Origin of the sequence: Streptomyces sp. NPDC056373, from assembly GCF_042262425.1 — a bacterium.
GTDB lineage: Bacteria > Actinomycetota > Actinomycetes > Streptomycetales > Streptomycetaceae > Streptomyces.
The window spans coordinates 464,678-485,508 of record NZ_JBHJPX010000003.1 but is presented as its reverse complement, the minus strand read 5'-3'; the positions used below and the strand labels follow the sequence as shown (position 1 = coordinate 485,508).

Annotated in this window: 16 protein-coding genes; 4 read left to right on the top strand and 12 right to left on the bottom strand. The window is 70.6% G+C overall.

All coding sequences use genetic code 11. The features are described 5' to 3' along the window. Positions 1–4 precede the first annotated feature (4 nt). The 7 genes from ACFCXS_RS08980 to ACFCXS_RS08950 form a co-directional block, all read right to left on the bottom strand. A complete protein-coding gene (locus ACFCXS_RS08980) occupies positions 5–2,383 on the bottom strand; it encodes a glycoside hydrolase domain-containing protein (protein WP_376642371.1) in 2,379 nt (792 codons plus the stop codon). A 97-nt stretch (positions 2,384–2,480) separates the two neighbouring features. Next, a complete protein-coding gene (locus ACFCXS_RS08975) occupies positions 2,481–3,488 on the bottom strand; it encodes a hypothetical protein (protein WP_376642370.1) in 1,008 nt (335 codons plus the stop codon). A 12-nt stretch (positions 3,489–3,500) separates the two neighbouring features. Further along, entirely contained in the window at positions 3,501–4,016 is a 516-nt protein-coding gene (locus ACFCXS_RS08970) for a hypothetical protein (RefSeq protein WP_376642369.1), read from the bottom strand. 109 nt (positions 4,017–4,125) lie between these two features. Next, positions 4,126–4,248: a hypothetical protein gene (locus tag ACFCXS_RS08965; protein WP_376642368.1), complete on the bottom strand. Its 123-nt coding sequence runs from the start codon at positions 4,246–4,248 to the stop codon at positions 4,126–4,128. A 29-nt stretch (positions 4,249–4,277) separates the two neighbouring features. Continuing rightward, a complete protein-coding gene (locus ACFCXS_RS08960) occupies positions 4,278–5,429 on the bottom strand; it encodes a serine hydrolase domain-containing protein (RefSeq protein WP_376642367.1) in 1,152 nt (383 codons plus the stop codon). A gap of 100 nt (positions 5,430–5,529) precedes the next feature. Further along, positions 5,530–7,287, bottom strand: a complete 1,758-nt coding sequence (locus ACFCXS_RS08955) for a TIGR03767 family metallophosphoesterase (protein ID WP_376642366.1) — start codon at positions 7,285–7,287, stop codon at positions 5,530–5,532. A 231-nt stretch (positions 7,288–7,518) separates the two neighbouring features. Beyond that, positions 7,519–7,977 carry an NUDIX hydrolase gene (locus tag ACFCXS_RS08950; RefSeq protein WP_376642365.1) on the bottom strand — a complete coding sequence of 153 codons (459 nt, stop codon included), beginning with the start codon at positions 7,975–7,977 and terminating at the stop codon, positions 7,519–7,521. A 224-nt stretch (positions 7,978–8,201) separates the two neighbouring features. Between ACFCXS_RS08950 and ACFCXS_RS08945 the strand changes: the two genes are divergently transcribed. After that, positions 8,202–11,513 carry a S8 family serine peptidase gene (locus ACFCXS_RS08945; protein WP_376642364.1) on the top strand — a complete coding sequence of 1,104 codons (3,312 nt, stop codon included), beginning with the start codon at positions 8,202–8,204 and terminating at the stop codon, positions 11,511–11,513. A 130-nt stretch (positions 11,514–11,643) separates the two neighbouring features. On the opposite strand, the gene ACFCXS_RS08940 is transcribed toward ACFCXS_RS08945, so the two are convergent. Together ACFCXS_RS08940 and ACFCXS_RS08935 are read right to left on the bottom strand one after the other, a co-directional pair. Continuing rightward, positions 11,644–12,405 (bottom strand): hypothetical protein, encoded by a 762-nt coding sequence (locus ACFCXS_RS08940; protein WP_376642363.1) that lies wholly within the window; start codon positions 12,403–12,405, stop codon positions 11,644–11,646. Position 12,406: 1 nt separating this feature from the next. Continuing rightward, the gene (locus tag ACFCXS_RS08935; RefSeq protein ID WP_376642424.1) at positions 12,407–12,979 is read right to left on the bottom strand and encodes an RNA polymerase sigma factor; all 573 of its coding nucleotides are present in this window, start codon (positions 12,977–12,979) and stop codon (positions 12,407–12,409) included. A 401-nt stretch (positions 12,980–13,380) separates the two neighbouring features. On the opposite strand from ACFCXS_RS08935, the gene ACFCXS_RS08930 reads away from it, so the two are divergent. Beyond that, the gene (locus tag ACFCXS_RS08930; protein WP_376642362.1) at positions 13,381–14,397 is read left to right on the top strand and encodes an aspartate-semialdehyde dehydrogenase; all 1,017 of its coding nucleotides are present in this window, start codon (positions 13,381–13,383) and stop codon (positions 14,395–14,397) included. On the opposite strand, the gene ACFCXS_RS08925 is transcribed toward ACFCXS_RS08930, so the two are convergent. Then, positions 14,394–14,975 (bottom strand): DUF1203 domain-containing protein, encoded by a 582-nt coding sequence (locus ACFCXS_RS08925; RefSeq protein WP_376642361.1) that lies wholly within the window; start codon positions 14,973–14,975, stop codon positions 14,394–14,396. The genes ACFCXS_RS08930 and ACFCXS_RS08925 overlap by 4 nt on opposite strands. A 5-nt stretch (positions 14,976–14,980) precedes the next feature. Further along, positions 14,981–16,213: an MFS transporter gene (locus tag ACFCXS_RS08920; RefSeq protein ID WP_376642360.1), complete on the bottom strand. Its 1,233-nt coding sequence runs from the start codon at positions 16,211–16,213 to the stop codon at positions 14,981–14,983. 95 nt (positions 16,214–16,308) lie between these two features. Here ACFCXS_RS08920 and ACFCXS_RS08915 point away from each other — a divergent pair, with 95 nt between their 5' ends. Together ACFCXS_RS08915 and pepN are read left to right on the top strand one after the other, a co-directional pair. Further along, a complete protein-coding gene (locus tag ACFCXS_RS08915; RefSeq protein ID WP_376642359.1) occupies positions 16,309–17,205 on the top strand; it encodes a LysR family transcriptional regulator in 897 nt (298 codons plus the stop codon). Between the two features lie 55 nt (positions 17,206–17,260). Then, entirely contained in the window at positions 17,261–19,840 is a 2,580-nt protein-coding gene (pepN, locus tag ACFCXS_RS08910; protein WP_376642358.1) for an aminopeptidase N, read from the top strand. Between the two features lie 156 nt (positions 19,841–19,996). On the opposite strand, the gene ACFCXS_RS08905 is transcribed toward pepN, so the two are convergent. Continuing rightward, positions 19,997–20,755, bottom strand: coding sequence for an SDR family NAD(P)-dependent oxidoreductase (locus ACFCXS_RS08905; RefSeq protein WP_376642357.1), 759 nt, complete (start codon positions 20,753–20,755; stop codon positions 19,997–19,999). Positions 20,756–20,831: the final 76 nt, after the last annotated feature.

Genomic DNA, 20,831 nt, shown 5'->3' with positions numbered 1-20,831 from the left:
GCACCTACCCCTTTTCCGCCTTCTGCGCGGCGAGGAACTTCGCACGGCGGGCCACCTGCTGGCCGATGAGATTCTGCAGCGTCTCGGTGAAACCCGCGTAGAACTCGCTCATGACGGAGTCGGACTCGTTCCACGGCTCCTTGCCCAGGGGGCAGTTCCGCTGAATGAGGAGGGCGCGAGTGGAAGACAGCAGGGTGTCGTCTATCTGGTCCTCCAGGAACGCCTTCGCGGTCGTTCCGATGTTGCTCGTGACACCACCGAACCGGTACAGCTTGAAGTCGCTGAAGCGTGTCAGATGACCTGTCCCGATGAGGATTCTCTTCAGTTCGTCGACGATGTTCGTGCCGCCGTTGTCCTTGAGGCGCTGGGCGACCAGAAATCCGTCGATGTCCTCGATGAGGTCGCCCAGCGCGAACGTGGACGCGACATCGGGCCGGCACAGCGTCTTGCGGCAGAAGTCCAGGGGGGACGCGTTGTCCGAGCGGCTCCACTCGCCGTAGAACGTGAGCAGGTCCCCGCCCCAGCTCGCCAGTTCGGCGCGGTTCGCCTCGCCCACGCCGGCGTTCCCCTTCAGGAAGTACCCACTGGCACTCGCGACCAGGTGGTCCGGGTTGACGACGACACCCATCGACGGGTCCGCGTACGCGTAGTCCCTCGACCGGCCGATCCCCCGGCCGGAGGCGTAGGTGATGAACGCGTCGTCGACCTCACCGAACAGCGCTCTCCACCGGGAGTCGGTGTACTTGTCCCAGCGCATGAACTGCAACGAGAGTTCGTTCGGATCGCCCTTGCCGTAGGAGACGGCGGCGTCGTACACCGACTGGACGTAGGCGATGAACCTTTCGACCGGCGAGGCGCCCGTGTCGCCGACCGACTTCTGCCCGAAGTCGGACCCGGGGCGGTGGGCCACCCGGTCCAGTCCGAAGCTGTCCGAACCGCTGGTGAAGTCGTATTCCTTGATCTGGTTGAACGTCCAGTTCTGCGGCAGCGGGAAGCCGAGGTTGCCGGAGAAGCCGTAGGACATGCCGGAGACGTACGCGTACGGCACATAAGCGCCCCCGGAGACGCTGGCGCACACGTTCCGTGAGCCGTAGACGCCGCATATGTACTTGCTGCCGTTGCTCTTGAGTGCGTCGTTCACGCCGGAGAAGTAGTCGATGATCCGGTCCATGTCCGCCGCGGTGGCGTCGTAGTCGACCGCGAAGTAGATGACCGTGCTCCGGTTGAAGCCGTACCCCTCGGCCCGGGCGTGCGCCAGGCTGCCGTGACGGTAGCCGTTGCTGTACTTGAAGTCCGCGAGACTGCCGGCGTCGTACTGCCAGATGGGTATGACGCTCAGCCCGGCGGAGAAGATCGCGTCCAGCTCACCCGGCTGGATCTCCTTGTTCAGGGTGCTTCCGGCCGGCTCGTCCAGGTAGCGGCCCACTGCGCGATATCCGGCGTCGTAGAGGGCCGCTGCCCGCTGGGCGGTGATGGTGAACCGGGTGTCACAGGCGTTGACCGGGCGATCGGGGTTCCCGTAGGAGACGAGCAGCTGTGCCCAGGTGTCGAAGTCGGCCTTGCCGGTCTGACTGATCGCGGAGAAGCTCTGGAACTTCCTGACCCAGTCGGCGAGGTCCGCGTCGAAGATGTTCCCGAAGGTGGCGATGTCACCGCTCGTGTTGGAGGGGCCGTTCGCCACGCACGCGCCGGCGAAGAGCTGCACCCACGTGCCGGTGTCGCCCTCCGAGAGGGTGTGGGCCTTCAGCCCGGCGACGGTGGCGGGGCCGAAGACACCGGTGGCCTGGTCCTCGGGGATGCCCGACTCGTACTGGATGCCCTTCATCAGCGCCTGCTGGGCGTCCCGGGAGAAGAAGCCGTCGCACGGTCCGATGAAGAAGGTGGACTTCTCGAAGTAGCGGCCGTTGAGCCACTGCTGCAAGAAGCGGATCTGCTCCAGCCCGCCGGAGAGGAATATGTAGGAGTCCATGGTCAGCAGGGCCTTGAACACCTTGGGGCGCACGGTGCCGTCGATGTAGAAGGGCGAAAGACCCATGTGCTGCATCATCGTGTTGATGCCGGTCTGGGTCGCCTGGGACATCTGCCCGTCGATGGCGCCCGCGCTGTAGCCCTTGCAGTACATCCCGCACTGGATGATCTTGACGATGTTCCCGTTGGACTCGCCGATCTTGATGGAGCCCTTGGCCTGCAGCTTCGACAACGTCGTCGGGCCGAACGCGTCGGACAGCGCCGTGATGCCGAGTTCGTGTTGCAGCGCGCGAGTCAGGGAATACATGGTGTTCCAGCCGGTCTTGCCGTCTTCCGTGACAAGGTTGTAGCCGGAAACGTTCTTGCAGGTGGCGTTGACCCATTTCTGGGCCTGGAGCACCATTGCGTCGGCCATTGCGGCAAGCTGCCCTTCGTCTGCTGTTACCGGTCGGTGATGCGGGTGAAGTCGTCGACGAAAATCCCCGGCGCCTGCGGAACGTTCGGACCGTCGCTCACCGCGTGGACGCTGCCATCTGCCTGCGCGCCGCCACGAACTCCGTGTCGTGCTGCTGCTTGATGGCGGTCAACTGGCTCCGGCTGTCGGCGATCTGCCGGTTCTGGATCGCCGACTCCACCCCGAACCAGATCTTCACCAGGTCGGTCTGCTCCTTGCAGTCGATGTCGTCGACCGCCAGAGCGATGGACTCCTTCGTCGGCTCGCCGTCCGCCGTGACGCCCTGGTCCATCGCCTTGTACGGATCGGCGAGTCCCGCGTGCCCCTTGCCGGCCATGCAGGAAGACCACGCGGCGGTGGCCTTGACGACCTTGTCGTCCTTCATCGACTGCGTGAGGCTGTCTCCGGCGAGCTGCGCGACGAGGGTCGGGTCGGCTTCCTTCACACCGAGCCGGTCCTCGGACCAGCCGACGCAGCCGCCCTGCTTCAGCGCCTTCCCGTTGTACTCCGCCCGGGCGGGCTTCACTCCCCGGGCGGGGGCGGCGATCGGCTGACCCGCCTCGGCCGCCGCGGGAGCCTCGGGCTTGGTGTGGCCGGTCAGGACCTCGACCTCGACACCGGGCAGATCCGGCATGGCCTGCTCGGTGTGCTCCCGCAGCGCCGGGGGGAGCTCGTAGCCGTACTTCTCGGCCTGGGCCCGGTCGGAGATGCCGTAACGGCGTTCGATGTTGGCATCGTTGTCGCTGGGCGGCGGGTTGGCGCCTGCCCTCGGCAGCGTCAGATCGAACCCGTAGTCCTTCATGCAGGACTGCTCGAGATCACTGGCGGCCTGCTCGAGGGTGACCTGGTCCTCGTAGGAGGCCATGTACGCCTCCAGCGGCAGGGTCAGGTTCTTGGTGAGGCCGGTGGTGGGAACCTTCTCGGGCCAGTTCGCCTTGTTCACGATCGGTTTGCCGTCGGCCGCGTTCTCCGTGGTGTCCGAGGCGGCGCCGGAAGAGCAGGCACTGACCAGGAGAGCCGAGGCGGTCAGGGCGACCGCGAGGGCTGTCCGCTTGATGCGCTTCACGCGGGATCCTTCTTATGCGAAGTGGGAGGAAGCGTTGTTGTTCTTCAGGGCGGAGATCAGGTTCGTGATGTTGCAGTCCCCGAACGGGCTGTTCTTCGCGAAGTACTGAGAGGTGCCGCCGTAGCCGGAGTTGAAGTACACGCGGTAGTTGTCGTCCGGGGCGCAGTTCTGCACGGACGCCGCGTTGTTCTTCATGTACTGGCCGTTGCCGTTGCCGCCGTTGCCGAAGACGTACCGGTAGGTCGTCAGGGACGATCCCTGGTACTGGCTCGTGCCCCAGTGGTCGGACACGTCGCCGTAGAACGTCGTGTACGCGGACTTGATGACGCCGTTCTGGACGGCGATGTCCTTCGAGTTGTAGAAGAGCCACAGATCACCGTTGGAGCAGGTGATCCATGGCACGTCACAGTTGTCCGTGACGGCGAACTCGGCCGCGTTCGCCGGCTGGGCGGTCGCCATCACGGCCGCCACGGCCGCGAAGGACAGGGCGCAGGCGGCCGACTTCGTCCTGAAGCGGGCACTCCTCATCACAGCTCCATCGATAGGTCACTGATGTGAAGAGGAGCTTGATACTTCAAACTGTGTCATGGCCATGGGCTTTGCCTGATCTAGACCGGATGTACACCACGGCGTCAGGTCAGGCCGGGCTCACCAACTCGACGGCATACGAACGGCGTTGCCCGGACAGGGCGATCACCGCCCACTCGCTTCGCTCCCACACCGGCACCGGCACCACGGCGTACGGGGCGGGGACCGTCACCGTCCCCGCCCCGTACGCCGCTCAGCTCCTCAGCGGCCGCAGAACTCCGCCTCGATGATCGCGTCGGTGCTTCCCGACCAGTCGCCGTTGAAGTTGACCGCGAGGGAGTGCCGGCCGTTCCCGGTGGTCACGGCGTCCGAGTTCGAGCCGTAGATCCCCCCGTCGTGGCCCCAGACATGGACGCCGCAACTGAGCCTGCGGTCGACCAGGCCGAGACCGTAGCGGCTGGTTTCGCGGCTGGAGGGGACCGTCGTCCTCATCTTCTTCAGCTGTTCCGCCGGGAGCAGCCTGCCGCCGAGCAGGGCCGAGTAGAAGCGGGTCAGGTCGGCCGAGCTGGAGACCATCTGGCCCGAGCCGTAGGCCATGCGCGCGTTCAGCTCCGTGACGTCGTACGTCCGGCCCGTCGTCTCCCTGGACAGCTTGGAGTAACCCCGGCTGCTGGGCCCGGGGAGCGTCACCCGGGTGGTGGGGACCGATGTGGACGTCAGGTGCAGGGGGGCGATGATCCGAAGGTCGATCTCGTCGCCGTAGTCGTTGCCGGTGGCCTTCTCGATCACCCGGGCGGCCAGGAGGTAGTTGGTGTTGGAGTACGCGAACGACGCTCCGGGCTCGAAGTACGGCCGGTTCCTCATCGCGACGGCGAGCATGTCCTCGGGGGCCGCCTCGTCGAAGCGGTGCTTCATGAAGCCGTCCGGGGTCATGTAGGTCTGCTGGAAGTCCGGATCCTCCAGGTAGTCGAAGACGCCGCTGGTGTGGTTCAGGAGCTGCCGGATCGTGATGCGGCCGCCGTCGTGGCCGTTGCCCCGCACGGCGCCCGGCAGCCAGTGCTCCACGGTGTCGTCGAGCGACAGCCTCCCCTCCGCCTCCAGCTGGAGGACGACCGTGGCGACGAACGTCTTGGTGATGCTGGCGATGCGGTAGTGGTCCCGGGCCGAACGCGGCGCGCCCGTCCTCAGATCGCCCACACCGGCCGTGGCCGCCCAGGTGCCGTGGCCCCGCCGGACGGTCACCGTCACGCCCGGGACCCCGTCGGCGACCGCCGCCCGGACGGCCCGCTCGGTCCGGTCATGGCCGCCGGGTGCGGCAGGCGGGCCCGCCGCCACCGCCGGAGCCGTGAGGGCCACCGACAGTGCCACCGCCGTCGCCGCCGTCAGGGCCGTCGTGAACGCGCGTCTGTTCATGTCCCCGTTTCCCCCTGTCACGTCATGTCGAGTCGTGCCGGGAGAGGGGACTCGGGCGGCCGCGGCGGTGGTTGACCGGCGCCGGGCGGTTGAGCGGCTTTCAGACCTTCTTGAGCACCAGCTCGGTGTTGCGGTCCGCCGGGTCGCCGCCGAGGGTCGTGCTCGCGCCGGGGGCGTTGAGGGACAGCTCGCGGTAGAGCGCCGCGAGGCCGGTCTGGGAGAGGTCGGAGAAGTCCGTGCGGTGCGGGGCCGAGGACTCCACGAGCGTCGTGAACAGGGAGATCGTGCCGTCCTTGTTGTCGGCCAGCTCGACGATCCGGGCGAGCTGCGGGAAGTCGACGTGGGAGGCCGTGGAGATCTCCCAGAAGGAGCCGCCGCTCGCCAGGGCGTGCGGGGTGATGACGTTCTTGTGGATGTGCCCGTTCACCCAGGCGAGCACCCTGGGGTGGCCGCCGAGCAGGGTGAGGACCTCCTGGCCGTTGTGGCGGCGCTCGTTCGGCCTCGCCGGGTCGTTGCGGAGGTTGGTCATCGTCTTGCTGGTGTGATGGCTGAAGATCACCGCGTAGGAGTCCTTGTTGTCCCGCAGTGTCTTGTCGAGCCACTTCAGCTGGGCCGTGCCGATGGACCCCTCGTAGTGGCCGCCGGAGTCGGTGGTGTCCAGGCTGATGCCGATCACGTCGTCGGAGATGCGGAAGGCGTAGTACTGGGTGCCCGCGTCCAGGTTGGCGGAGGAGTAGCCGTGTCCGGCGGGGCCGAGGCCGCGGTGGGCCGGGTCCAGGTGCGCCTCGACGTACTCGGCCGGGGTGAAGGGGGCGCGCCTGTCGTCGGGGGTGACCGGCCGCATGGAGCGGGCGTGGGACTTCAGGAAGTCGTGGTAGCGGACGCCCTTGGGGTCGGTGGCCTGCTTGATCTGCGCCTGCAGCTGCCGCGCCTCGGCCGCGGACACGTTCATCAGCTTCTTGCCGCCGACGGCGAGTTCGGTGAGGTAGGGGTCGCTCTGCGAGCCGTAGCAGCCCATCGGCAGGGAGTCGTGGTTGCCGACGGTCGAGTACCAGGGCAGGTTGAGGCCCGGGCTGCGCACCTCACGGATCGCGGCCTTCAGGAAGCCGTCGAGGTGGGGGAAGCCGGCCTGCTTGTCGCTGTCGCGGACGGCGGCGTCCGGCTGCCAGTACTGCTTGAGGCCGCTGTTCTGGACGCCTTCGTAGCGGCGCGGGTCTCCGGTGTTGGGCGTGATGCGCCCGCCGCTCATGATCTTCAGGAACCAGTCCAGCTCGGACTTGGCGTTGTTGTCCGTGTTGTCGCCGGTGGTCATGGCGAAGTGCAGCGGGCCTCCGGTGACGGGGGCGCCGCGCAGCGCGTTGATCCGCTCGACGAGCGCGATCGCGCCCTGCACGGTCAGCGCCTCGTGCGGCCGCCAGGCGTGGATGTCGGCGGAGCGCAGGTACTCCAGGCGCAGGGGGTGCTGGGCATCGATGATGTGCAGGTCGGTGAGCTGCACGAAGGCGGCGAGCGCGGTACGGCGCCCGGCGCGGCCGGGCTTGGGCGCGGCCAGGTCGGAGCGGACGACCCGCTGCCAGCCGGGCCCGTCGCCCAGACGCCGGTAGCCGGAGCCGCCGCGCGGGGCGGCGACGGACGCCACGGTGGTGCCCTTGGTGTAGGGGGCCAGGGGCGCGGCCGGCGCCTGACGTGAGGACGCGGCCACGGCCGCGGTGCTCTCCTGGGCCGTGGCGGCCTGGCTTTCGCTGGGCCTCAGCGCGTAGCCGACACCCCCGGCCAGGGCGACCGCGCCGGTGGCGGCGAGGACGGAACGACGGTGGATGTTCTGGCCGTAGCCGGCGACTGAGCGTGTGCGCGACATGCGCTTCTCTCCCCGAGTGCGAACGCGTCGGCAGTGGTCGCGGGGCCTTCACGACGTGAACACCCCGCTCGTACTGGATCGTTGGCAGCGGGAATGACCTGTGCGTAAACGAGGCGGCAACGCGCAGCGCCGATCACCGTACGTCGATCTTGGACTGCCCTGCGCGTCGCCGCCTGCTCCGGACACGGCCCGGAGCCGGTCACGCGGCGTTCATCTTCCGGGGTACTGCACCTACTCCAGGGCGTCCGTCAGCCGTCCGGTGGCCGGGCGTTCGCGCCACATCCGCAGCGCGATGTCGACCATCGAGATCCGCACCAGCCCGGGGACCGCGTCCAGGTCGTGCCAGGCGGCGAGGTCGGTGGAGCCGTTCACCTCGTTGCGCAGTTCGCCGCCGATGATCCGGCCCTCGTAGACGAGCCGGACGCCGTGATGGTCGACGGGGGGCCCGAAGCCTTCGCGGAAGACGCGGTGCGAGGAGTTCACGCCGAGCAGCCCGGTCACCTCGATGCGGTACCCGGTCTCCTCCTCCACCTCCCGCCGGACGGTGTCGTAGGGATCCTCGCCGTGCTCCATGCCGCCGCCCGGCACGACCCATTCGAGCGTGCCGTCCCAGGCGGGCGAGCGGGCGAGGAGGATCTGTCCGTCCCGGACGCATATGGCGTAGGCCGCCACCCTCAACTTCTGTCTCACTTGGGGACGTTAACCGATTTCTTCCCCACCTTCGGGACTGATGCTCACAAATCGCATCGCGGGTTTTCCCCATACATCCATTTCGTTTGGGTCAACCCTCCCCAAAGGACTTCACCTTGCGTAAAGCTGTGCGATCGTCCGGGCCTGCCGTTCGGACCCTGTGCGACCAGGGCCGATCGGCCCCGGTCGTTTCCCGCTCGTTCCTTTACCTACAAGGGATGCCGATGACCCCTCCCACCCCGCGCGATCAGATATCGGGCCCGAGACGTGTGGCCCGCATCGCCGTGGCCGCCGGTCTCGTGGCCGCGCTCTCCGCGGCCGGGCCGATCCCGCTGGCCTTCTCCGCCGACGGGCCGGGCGCGGACGCCACCGCCGACCCGGGCGTCAAGTCCGCGCACGCCAAGCTCGGCTCGGACGACGCGGATCTGCTCGCGGAGGCCAAGGCCGACGGTGACAAGACCGTCACCATGATGATCGCCACCGCGCCCGGCAAGACCGAGCAGGTCGCCGGGCAGCTGGACGCGGTCAAGGGTGGCTCGGTGGGCCGGGCCGACGACAAGCTGGGCTACGTACGGGCCACCGTCCCGACGGCCAAGGCGGACTCGGCGATCGCCGCCGCCGCGAAGCTGTCCTCCGTGCACGGCATCGACCTGCGCGAGGAGATCCCGCTGGACGACCCGACGCCGAGCGCGGACACGGCCAAGGGTGCGAAGGCCGCGAAGGGCACGTACCCGGCACCGGGGAAGAACACCCCGGCCGAGAACCCGTACAACCCGTCGTTCGAGACGGGTGCGGTCGACTTCGTCGAGGACCACCCGAAGGCCGACGGCCGCGGTGTCACCATCGGCGTCCTGGACTCCGGCGTGGACCTCGGCCACCCCGCGCTGCAGAAGACGACGACCGGTGAGCGGAAGATCGTCGACTGGGTGACGGCCACCGACCCGATCATCGACAACGACAACACCTGGCGCCCGATGGTCACGGCCGTGTCCGGCCCGGCCTTCACCTACCAGGGCCAGTCGTTCAAGGCGCCGGCGGGCTCCTACGCCGTCAGCCTCTTCAAGGAGTCGTACACCGCCGGCGGCGACGCCAAGGGCGACGCCAACCGCGACGGCGACACCACCGACGCCTGGGGCGTGCTGTACGACGCCAAGACCGGCACGGTCCGGGTCGACCTGAACAACAACAACGACTTCTCCGACGACGCCCCGATGAAGCCGTACAAGGACGGCCAACAGGTCGGGTACTTCGGCACCGACGACCCGAAGACCGACGTCGCCGAGCGGCAGCCGTTCGTCGTGGAGATCCGCAAGGACGTGCCCATGGACCCGCTGGGCGGCTCCTGGGTCGGCAAGAAGTCCGACTTCGTGAACATCGGCGTCATCGAGTCCGAGCACGGCACGCACGTCGCCGGCATCACCGCCGCCAACGGCCTGTTCGGCGGGAAGATGAACGGCGCCGCTCCGGGCGCCAAGCTGGTCTCCTCGCGCGCCTGCACCTGGTCCGGCGGCTGCACCAACGTGGCGCTCACCGAGGGCATGATCGACCTCGTCACCAAGCGGGGCGTCGACATCGTCAACATGTCCATCGGCGGCCTGCCGGCGCTGAACGACGGCAACAACGCGCGCGCCGAGCTGTACACGCGTCTCATCGACACCTACGGCGTCCAGCTGGTGATCTCCGCGGGCAACTCCGGCCCCGGCGCCAACACCATCGGCGACCCGGCCCTGGCCGACAAGGTCATCTCGGTCGGCGCGTCCGTCTCCAAGGAGACCTGGGCCGCCAACTACGGCTCGGTCGTGGAGAAGAAGTACGCGATGATGCCGTTCTCCTCGCGCGGCCCGCGTGAGGACGGCGGCTTCACGCCGACCCTGGTCGCCCCGGGTGCGGCGATCAACACCACGCAGACCTGGCTGCCGGGATCCCCGGTCGCCGAGGCGGGCTACACCCTGCCGGCCGGTTACTCGATGCTCCAGGGCACCTCGATGGCCTCCCCGCAGGCCACGGGCGCCGCGGCGCTGCTGGTGTCGGCCGCCAAGCAGAAGAAGATCGACCTCACGCCGGCGACCCTGCGCACGGCCCTCACCTCCACCGCCGACCACATCAAGGGTGTGCAGGCGTACGAGGAGGGCGTGGGCCTCATGAACATCCCCGACGCCTGGGACTCGATCCGCGACGACGCGACCGCCCACACCTACGCGGTCAAGGCGCCGGTCGACACCGCGATGGACCAGTTCCTGAAGACCCCGGGCTTCGGCACGGGCCTGTACGACCGTGAGGGCGGCCTGAAGGCCGGGCAGAAGAAGACGTACGAGATCACCCTGACCCGTACGTCCGGCGCCGACAAGGCGATCCGGCACGAGCTGCACTTCGAGAACAACGCGGGCGGCACGTTCCGCATCGTCGGCTCCGACGAGGTGAAGCTGCCGCTGAACCAGCCGGTGACCGTCAAGGTCCAGGCCGCGCCGAAGTCCGCGGGCCTCAAGAGCGCGATCCTGGAGGTCGACGACCCGAAGACCGAGGGCATCGACGAGCAGGTCCTCAGCACGGTCGTGGTCTCCGCGCCGCTGAAGTACACCTTCTCCGCGTCGGACTCGGTGCAGCGCAACAGCACGCAGCACCACTTCGTCACCGTTCCCGAGGGTGCCAAGACCCTCGAGGTCGCGATGGGCGGGCTGAAGGACAAGAGCCAGACCCGGTTCATCTCCATCCACCCGTACGGCACGCCGTCGGACCCGTCGTCGACGGTCAACTGCTACCCGAACTACGACAACCCGGCCAACACCTGCCGCCCGGACGTGCGTTCCTACGCCGACCCGCAGCCGGGCGTCTGGGAGATCGAGGTCGAGTCGCGCCGTACGTCGCCGCTGCTGGACAACCCGTACAAGCTGGACGTCGCCGTGCTCGGCGCGGCCTTCGACCCGGAGACCGTGACCGTGCCCGAGGCGAAGGCCGGCACCCCGGCCGCCGCCTCCTGGAAGGTCACCAACGGCTTCGCCGCGCTCGACGGCAAGCTGGTCGGCGGCCCGCTCGGCTCGGCCAAGGTGGCCCGCCCCTCGATCAAGCAGGGCGAGAAGCAGACCACGACGGTCGAGGTGCCCGCGGGCGCCAAGTCGCTGGACGTCGCCATCGGCGGTGTCTCGGACAACGCCGCGGACCTGGACCTCGCCGTGTACGACGCGTCGGGCACGCAGGTCGGCAGCTCCGCCGACGGCGACTCGGAGGAGTCGGTCTCCATCCCCTCCCCGGCCGCCGGGAAGTACTCGATCGAGGTCGTCGGCTACTCGGTGCCGGCCGGCACCACGGAGTACGACTACCAGGACGTGTTCTTCTCCCCCTCCCTCGGCAGCGTCACCGTCGACGGGTCGGCTCCGGTGAAGCTCGGCACGGGCGGGACCGCGACGGTCTCGGGCAGCGTCACCGCCGCGGCGGCCGCTCCCGAGGGGCGTGAGTTCTTCGGCCAGGTCCAGCTGGTCAACGCGCGCGGCACGGTCGCGGGCCTGGGCAGCGTGAAGATCGAGAAGGTTCTGCCGTAACGGCAACGCGGCATCGGTGGGGCGGGCGTCCGTAGGGGCGCCCGCCCCTCTTGCTGCTCCTCACCGGCAGGGGCGCCCGCCCTTCCTGTCGCTCCTCACCGGCAGGGGCGCCCGCCCTTCCTGTCGCTCCTCACGGGCACGGAACGGTTCGCGAGGCGGGCAGCGCGTCGGTGATCCACGCCCGGTCGCGGGCGATCTCCTTCTCCCCCGTCGCCCACATGTCCGGGTGGGCCTGGTCGCCGGAGACACCGACGAGCATGTGGTCACCGGCCCGGAGGGAGGGCTCGGAGCCGGTCTCCAAGGGGAAGGTGATCCGTGCCCGGCCCTTGTCGGGCTTGTAGTAGCGCGTCACGTCCAGGGTGATCCGGTCCTGGCCGGTACCGGGGACCGCCTCGACCTCGGCGACGGTGCCCTCGACGACCAACCGGGCGCAGGCCAGATACCCGGCGTGGCCGAGCTTGGCGCCCGCTTCGGCGTGCGGCCGCCCGGCGGAACTGTCGGCGGCGGACGACCCGCCCTGATCGCTCCCGGCGCTCAGGTCGCCACTGTGGACGACGAGCCAGCCCATGCCGATCACGAGACTGGCCCCGACGGCTGCGACGAGGCCCTTCACGGCCACGGCCAAGGGCTCGGGCCGCTCACGGCGCGCCGACAGCGGCGTCACGGAGGCGCCGCCGCCGGTCTCGGCCCCGGGCACCTCCGGGGGCTCGGCGAGGGCGTGGCCGATGAGGCCCAGCTGCTCGCGCAGCACCCCCACGTCGGCGGTCGCGGCCCGGTACCCGGCCATGAAGTCCTCGCTCGCACGAGCCTCCGGCGGTGGCGCCTCGCCGGTGATCGCCGCCATCAGCGCATCGGTCCCGTCGCGCCCGGCCTGGTCCTGTTGGGCGGTCACGTCACACCACCTCGTCCTCGTGCAGGCGGGCGCGCAGGGCCCGTACCGCGGTGTGCAGCCGGCTCTTGACCGTGCCCTCCGGGACGCCGAGCTGCTCGGCGATGGACCGGACCGGCAGGTCGGCGTAGAAGCGCAGGACGACGACCTGCCGCTGGGCGTCGGGCAGCTCGTCCAGGCCCTGGGCGACGGCGACGGACAGCACGCTGCTGTCCTCGCCGGAGGGATGCTCCGTCTGGCGCAGGGCGGCCAGCCGCTCCCCGAGCCGGTCCTGGCGGCGCTTGGCCCGGTGCCAGTCCATCGCCAGGTTGGAGGCGACGACCGCCGCCCATGCCGAGACGTCCCGCGGCGCCTCCCTGCCGCTCGCGGCCCGCTCCAGCAGCCGCAGGCGGACCTGCTGTACCCCGTCCGGCAGGTCCGCCTGCGGCACCCCGCCGAGCGCGAGCACGGCCCGCACCCGGCGCTCCTGTGCCGCGTCCAGTGGATCGGCCTCCCTCCGGCGATCGCCCTTTCTCAGCGGAACGTCGCCGGACCCGGCGTGCGCCTCCCGGGCGCGCCGGGCCCTCCCGCGCAACAGCACAAGCCACCCCCCTAGCCGTGTTCCTCCTACGACGCCGGGACGGCCCGGAACGTTCGGTGGTCTTTCCGCCGAGTTCCGGCGGCCCCCGTCGCGGTCCGCCGGGACCCGGTCACGGGCGGCCCGAGTCCCGTCCCGGTCCGCCGAGGCGTACATCACACTTCCGTGTGGCCGGGACCGGCATGGGCAGGCGAGCTTGCGGCGCACGACCCCTGCCGAACGAATTCCTCCAGCTCAGCGGGGTCGACACCGCAGGTCCGCAACCATGGAGTGGGACGAGCCGTCCCACTCCCCGGGCAGACCGGGGAAAGAAGTGGACAGGCGGGCCGTGGTCGGCCGCATGATGGAAAAGCCTCGGCCAAGCAACGAGTACGTGAAGAGACGCAGGAGAGGGAGTCACCGTGAGGGTCGGAATCGTCGGAGCCACCGGACAGGTGGGCACGGTCATGCGCAGGATCCTGGCGGAGCGGAACTTCCCGGTCACCGAGCTGCGCCTGTTCGCCTCGGCCCGTTCCGCGGGGTCGGAGCTGGACGGCGTGACGGTGGAGGACGCCTCCACCGCCGACTACACCGGCCTGGACATCGTGCTGTTCTCCGCGGGCGGTGCCACGTCCAAGGCACTGGCCGAAAAGGTCGCCTCCCAGGGTGCCGTGGTGATCGACAACTCCTCCGCGTGGCGCAAGCACCCCGAGGTGCCCCTCGTCGTCTCCGAGGTCAACCCGCACGCGATCAAGAACCGCCCCAAGGGCATCATCGCGAACCCGAACTGCACGACCATGGCCGCGATGCCGGTCCTGCGTCCGCTGCACGACGAGGCGGGCCTGGAGGCCCTGGTCGTCGCCACGTACCAGGCGGTCTCCGGCTCCGGCCTCGCGGGCGTGGCCGAGCTGCACGGCCAGACGCAGAAGGTCGTCGCCGACGCCGAGAAGCTCACCCACGACGGTGAAGCGGTCGACTTCCCCGAGCCGGGCGTCTACAAGCGCCCCATCGCCTTCAACGTGCTGCCGCTCGCGGGCAACATCGTCGACGACGGCCTGAACGAGACCGACGAGGAGCAGAAGCTCCGCAACGAGTCCCGCAAGATCCTGGAGATCCCCGAGCTGAAGGTCTCCGGCACCTGCGTGCGCGTCCCGGTCTTCTCCGGCCACTCCCTCCAGATCAACGCCCGCTTCGCCCGGCCGATCAGCCCCGAGCGCGCGACCGAGCTGCTGGCGGACGCCCCGGGCGTCGTCGTCACCGACATCCCCACCCCCCTCCAGGCCGCCGGCAAGGACCCGTCCTACGTCGGCCGCATCCGCCGCGACGAGACGGTGGACAACGGCCTGGCACTCTTCGTCTCCAACGACAACCTCCGCAAGGGCGCCGCGCTGAACGCGGTCCAGATCGCGGAGCTGGTGGCGGCGGAGCTGAAGGGCTAGCCCCTGCCCTCCTCGAACCCCCTGCGCACCTCGTTTCCCCTGCGCACCTCGTAGAGGAAACAGCCGTACTCGACGGCCCGGACGTGGACCAGTGCCACGGCCGGGTCGTCGAATGCTTCCGTGAGGGCTTGTGGGAAGGCGGCGGCGGATCCTTCGACCAGCCGTCCGCCCAGGATGTGCCCCTCGGCCGAGTAGCGGCGGAGCGTGCGGTGGCTGTCGGTGAAGGGGAGGGTGTCGATGTCCGGCCCCTCGCAGTCCTCCGCGTGGATGAAGACCGGGCCCTGTTCGTCGTAGGCGCCCGGGGCGGCGCCCGTCTCCGCCGCCCAGCGGCGCAGCGGGGCGTAGGACACCAGGGCGATGCGTTCGCCCGGTGCGCTGCGGCGCAGGCAGCAGCGGAGGGGGGCGCCGCCCTCGGTGTCGGGGAACGGCACCGTCGGGCGGCCGGCGTCGTCCGTCACGCGGAGTTCCCCCAGCGCGGGCGGGGCGATGGGGCGGGCTGTGTACGGGGTCGCCGTCGTCGTCCGTGCCGCCGTCGTCGTCACCGTGTCTGTGGCTGGCGTTGTCGTTGTCGTTGTCATGCTCTTCAGGCTCGCTCGCGTGGCGCCGCGCCACCGGCGGGATCCGGACGTCGCGTTCCCGCGCTCAGCACGACCGGCACGGCCAGCAGTGCCAGTGCGCCGCCCACGCCCAGCACCGCCGTGGGCCCCAGCGCGTCCGCCGTCCGGCCGCCGGTGAACGCCCCCAGCGCGATGGCCGTGTTGAAGATTCCCGCGAAGAGCGCCGACCCCGCTTCCCGCGCCCCGGGCGCCGCGGCCGACAGCCGGCTCTGGGCGGAGACCGAGACGCCTCCGTAGTCCAGGCCCCACAGGACCAGCAGGGCCGTGGAGGCCGCCGGTGAAGCCGCCGCCGGGATCAGCAGCAGGACCACCGTGCCGAGTCCGGCCGCGACGAGGAGCAGGGCCCTGCGGGGGTCGCGGGCCGCCAGTGCGCCGCCCGCGAACGTGCCGGCGACGCCCGCCAGGCCGTAGCCGAGGAGGAGGGTGCTCACCGTCCCCGCGCCGAGGTCCGGGACCCGGTCCAGCACGGGGCGGACGTATGTGTACGCCGCGAAGTGGCCGGTGACCAGGAGCGCCACCGCCAGCAGGCTCCGGCCGACGCCGGGCGTGCGCAGCAGCCGCGCGAACGTGCCGGGGCCGACGGGCGTGTCGGGCGAGAGCGGCGGCAGGACGAGGAACAGGGCCGCCGTCACCGCCAGGGTCACGCCCGCCAGCGCCACGAAGGTCCAGCGCCAGCCCGCGAGCGAGCCGAGGAAAGTGCCGGCCGGCACGCCCAGCACCGAGGCGACCGCTATCCCGCTGAAGATCAGCGCGGTCGCCCGGCCGGCCCGGTGCGGTGGCATCAGCCGGGTGCCCAGTCCGGCCGCGATCGCCCACACCCCGCCGATACACACCCCGACCAGGGCGCGGGCGAGCAGCAGGACGGCGATGTGCGGGGCGAGGGCGGAGAGCAGGTTGGCGGCCGTCAGCAGGAGCAGCAGGGCGCACAGCACCGTGCGCCGGTCGGCGCGGCGGGCGGCGACCGGCAGCAGCGGCGCGCTCGCCGCGGCGACCAGGCCGGGCAGGGTGACGGCGAGTCCGGCGGTTCCGGCGGAGACCCGCAGGCCGTCGGCGAGCGGGGTGAGCAGGCCCACGGGGAGCATCTCGGTGGTGACGACGGAGAACGTGGCGGCGGCGAGGACCAGGACGGCGGCCCAAGGGCGCGGTCGGACGGAGCCGGTCGCCGGTACGGCTGTGGCGGCGGAGGTGGTGGAGGGCATGCCTCCACCCTTTTGCGGCGCCCGGCCGGGAACAACGGCGAAGTCCTCACCCTTGCATGAGCGGGACTGATCGATCGGAGCGGGAGGCAAACACGGTGGCGGGGCTGGAGTTGCGCGAACTGGAGTGCTTCCTGGTGCTGGCGGAGGAACTGCACTTCGGACGGACCGGCGAGCGGCTCTACGTCTCGCAGAGCCGGGTGAGTCAGCTGCTGAGCGCGCTGGAGCGGCGGGTTGGCGGCCGGCTGGTGCGGCGGACCAGCCGCCGGGTCGCGCTGACCCCGCTCGGGGAACGGTTCGTGGAGCGGCTGCGTCCGGCGTACGGCGGGCTGCGGGACGCCGTGGAGGACGCGCGGACCGCCGCCCGGGGCGTCGAGGGCAGTCTGCGGATCGGCTTCCAGGGCGCGGCGGACACGCGGCTGACGGCGGCGGTGCGGGCCTTCCGCTCCGCGCACCCGGAGTGCGCCGCGGACCTCGTGGAGATCCCGCTCGCCGATCCGTTCGGCGGGGTGCGGGAGGGGGCGGTGGACGCGGCCGTCGTCCTGCTCCCGGTGGAGGAGCCGGATCTCGTGCTCGGTCCCGTCTTCTCGCGCCGGCCGCAGACCGTCGCGGTCGCGCAGGACCATCCCTTCGCCTCCCGTACGGCCGTGACGGCGGCGGAGGTCGCCGAGACGGCACTGGTCACGGCCGCGCCCCCGGCCCCGGCCTACTGGCGTGCCGCCCACGCACCGACCGCCGTGCCGGGCCCGGCGGTGACCACCCTGCAGGAGGGGCTGACCCAGGTCGCCGCCGGACGGGCGGGGATGCTGCTGTGCCGGCCGACGGCCGCGTACCACCGGCGCGAGGACGTGACGTTCGTGCCGGTGGAGGGCGTGCCGGAGTCGGCGCTCGGCCTGGTGTGGCACCGGGACGGGGAGTCGGCGGGGGTGCGCGCATTCGCCCGGACCCTCGCCTCCCGAGGGGTATCCCTCGAAGACCCCCGGGTCGTCGCCTGACGCCGAGCCGCCGTGGAAAGATGACGCAACCCACCCATAACGAGGAGATGACCGCGTGCCTGGCACAAACCTGACCCGCGAAGAGGCGCAGCAGCGGGCGCAGCTGCTCGCCGTTGACTCGTACGAGATCGAACTCGACCTCTCCGGCGCGCAGGAGGGCGGCACCTACCGGTCCGTGACCACGGTGCGCTTCGACGTGACGGCCGGGAACGGCGCGGAGTCGTTCATCGACCTGGTGGCGCCGGCCGTGCACGAGGTGACCCTGAACGGCGACTCCCTCGACCCCGGCGAGGTCTTCGCGGACTCCCGGATCGCCCTGCCCGGCCTGCTCCAGGGTCGCAACATCCTCCGCGTCGTGGCCGACTGCGCGTACACCAACACCGGTGAGGGACTGCACCGGTTCGTCGACCCGGTCGACGACCAGGCCTACCTCTACACCCAGTTCGAGGTGCCGGACGCCCGCCGGGTGTTCGCGAGCTTCGAGCAGCCGGACCTGAAGGCGACCTTCCAGTTCACCGTGAAGGCCCCCGAGGGCTGGACCGTCGTCTCCAACTCGCCGACCCCCGAGCCCCAGGACAACGTCTGGGTGTTCGAGCCGACGCCGCGCATCTCGACGTACATCACCGCGCTGATCGTCGGCCCGTACCACTCGGTGCACAGTGTGTACGAGAAGGACGGCCAGTCCGTCCCGCTCGGCATCTACTGCCGGCCCTCGCTCGCGGAGCACCTCGACTCGGACGCCATCTTCGAGGTGACCCGGCAGGGCTTCGAGTGGTTCCAGGAGAAGTTCGACTACGCGTACCCGTTCGAGAAGTACGACCAGCTGTTCGTGCCGGAGTTCAACGCGGGCGCGATGGAGAACGCGGGCGCGGTGACCATCCGCGACCAGTACGTGTTCCGCTCGAAGGTGACGGACGCGGCGTACGAGCTGCGCGCCGAGACCATCCTGCACGAGCTGGCCCACATGTGGTTCGGCGACCTCGTGACCATGGAGTGGTGGAACGACCTGTGGCTGAACGAGTCGTTCGCCACGTACACCTCCATCGCCTGCCAGGCGCACGCGCCGGGGTCGCGCTGGCCGCACGCGTGGACCACCTTCGCCAACTCCATGAAGACGTGGGCGTACCGGCAGGACCAGCTGCCCTCCACCCACCCGATCATGGCCGAGATCCGCGACCTGGACGACGTCCTGGTCAACTTCGACGGCATCACGTACGCCAAGGGCGCCAGCGTCCTGAAGCAGCTCGTCGCCTACGTCGGCATGGACGAGTTCTTCCGGGGCGTGCAGGCGTACTTCAAGCGTCACGCCTTCGGCAACACCCGGCTGTCGGACCTGCTGGGCGCGCTGGAGGAGACCTCCGGCCGCGACCTGAAGACCTGGTCGGAGAAGTGGCTCCAGGCGGCCGGCATCAACGTGCTGCGTCCGGAGATCGAGACGGACGCCGACGGGGTCGTCACCGCCTTCGCCATCCGCCAGGAGGCCCCGGCCCTGCCCGCCGGCGCCAAGGGCGAGCCGACGCTGCGCCCGCACCGGATCGCCGTCGGCCTGTACGACCTCGACGAGGCGAACGGCAAGCTGGTCCGCCGGGAGCGGATCGAACTGGACGTGGACGGCGAACTGACCGCCGTGCCGCGGCTGGTGGGCGAGCGCCGCCCGGCCGTGATCCTGCTCAACGACGACGACCTGTCGTACGCGAAGGTCCGCCTGGACGAGCAGTCGCTGGCCTTCGTCACGGAGCACCTCGGCGACTTCGAGTCCTCCCTGCCGCGTGCCCTGTGCTGGGCGTCGGCCTGGGACATGACGCGGGACGCCGAGCTCGCGGCCCGTGACTACCTGTCGCTGGTGCTGTCCGGCATCGGCAAGGAGTCCGACATCGGTGTCGTGCAGTCGCTGCACCGCCAGGTGAAGCTGGCGATCGACCTGTACGCCGACCCGGCCGCCCGCGAGGCGCTGCTGGCCCGCTGGACCGACGCGACGCTGGCGCATCTGCGGGCGGCGGCGCCGGGCAGCGACCACCAGCTGGCGTGGGCGCGCGCGTTCGCGGCGACGGCCCGCACGCCGGAGCAGCTGGACGTGCTGGACGCGCTGCTGGAGGGTTCGCAGACGGTCGAGGGCCTGGTCGTCGACACGGAGCTGCGGTGGGCGTTCGTGCAGCGGCTCGCGGCGGTCGGCCGGTTCGACGAGGCGGAGATCGCGGGCGAGTACGAGCGGGACCGGACGGCCGCTGGTGAGCGTCACGCGGCCACGGCCCGTGCGGCCCGCCCGACCGCGGAGGCCAAGGCCGAGGCGTGGGCGTCGGTCGTGGACTCCGACAAGCTGCCGAACGCCGTGCAGGAGGCGGTCATCGGCGGCTTCGTCCAGACCGACCAGCGCGAGGTGCTCGCCCCGTACGCGGAGCGGTACTTCGAGGTGGTCAAGGACATCTGGGGGTCGCGCTCCCACGAGATGGCCCAGCAGATCGCCGTCGGCCTCTATCCGACGGTCCAGGTGTCGCAGGAGACCCTGGACAGGACGGACGCCTGGCTGGCCTCCGCCGAGCCGAGCGCGGCCTTGCGCCGGCTCGTCTCCGAGTCCCGCGCGGGCGTGGAGCGGGCGCTGAGGGCGCAGGCGGCGGACGCGCAGGCGGAGCAGTAGGAGACCGGGGCGGTGGGAGGCGGGCGGCTTCGGCCGACCGCCTCCCCCGTCCACTCCGCCGGGCCGGGCTCGGCGCCGAGGGCACACCCTTGTCCGGCGGGCGGATCACGGTCTTCGGCGGGCTCTCGACTCCCGTGCGCGGCCCACTCGGACCGCTCAGCGGGACACCATCCCGCCCGTCGCGTTGACGAAGGTGCCGGTGACGCCGCCCGCGTGGTCGGAGGCGAGGAACACCGCGGTGGCGGCGACCTCGGCGAGGGTGGGGTTGCGGCGGGTCATGCGCATCCCGGCGAGCTGGTCGACGATGCCCCGGACGGCGCCCTCGTCGATGGCCGGGTTGACCGCGGAGAGCTTCTCGACGGTGAACGTCTCCGGCACTCCCGCCACCCACAGCCCCACCGCCCGCACCCCGCTCGGCCCCAGTTCGATCGCCAGGTTGCGCACGAGCGTGTCGATCGCCCCGTCCGCGGGGCCGGTGCCGCCCATCATCGGACTGCCGTGCGCGGAACCGCTGTTGAGGGCGAGGATCACCCCGGACCCCCGCGCGGCCATACGGCGTCCCGCGGCACGGGCGGTCAGGAAGTTGGCGCGCAGACCGTCGGTGACCGGCCGCATGAAGTCGTCGGCGGCCATGTCGACCAGCGGCGCGCCCTGTACGTCGCCGCGCGTGACCAGGTTGATGGAGATGTCGATGTCCCCGACCCGCTCGGCGTGGGCCTCCACGGCCGCCTCGTCCAGCGCGTCCACGACGGCCACCTCGGCGTCCTTGATGTCGGCGGCCACCGCCTCCAGGGTCTGCCGGGTGCGGCCGACGAGGTGGACCCTCGCGCCCTGCTCGGCGAAGGCACGGGCGACGGCCCCGCCGATGGAGCCGCCGGCGCCGTAGACGATCGCGGTCTTGTAGGTGAGCAGCATGGGGAACTCCTTGGAAGTTGTTCGTGCGGGACATCCATGCAGACGTATCACCGCGCCGAAGCTCATCGGCCGGAGT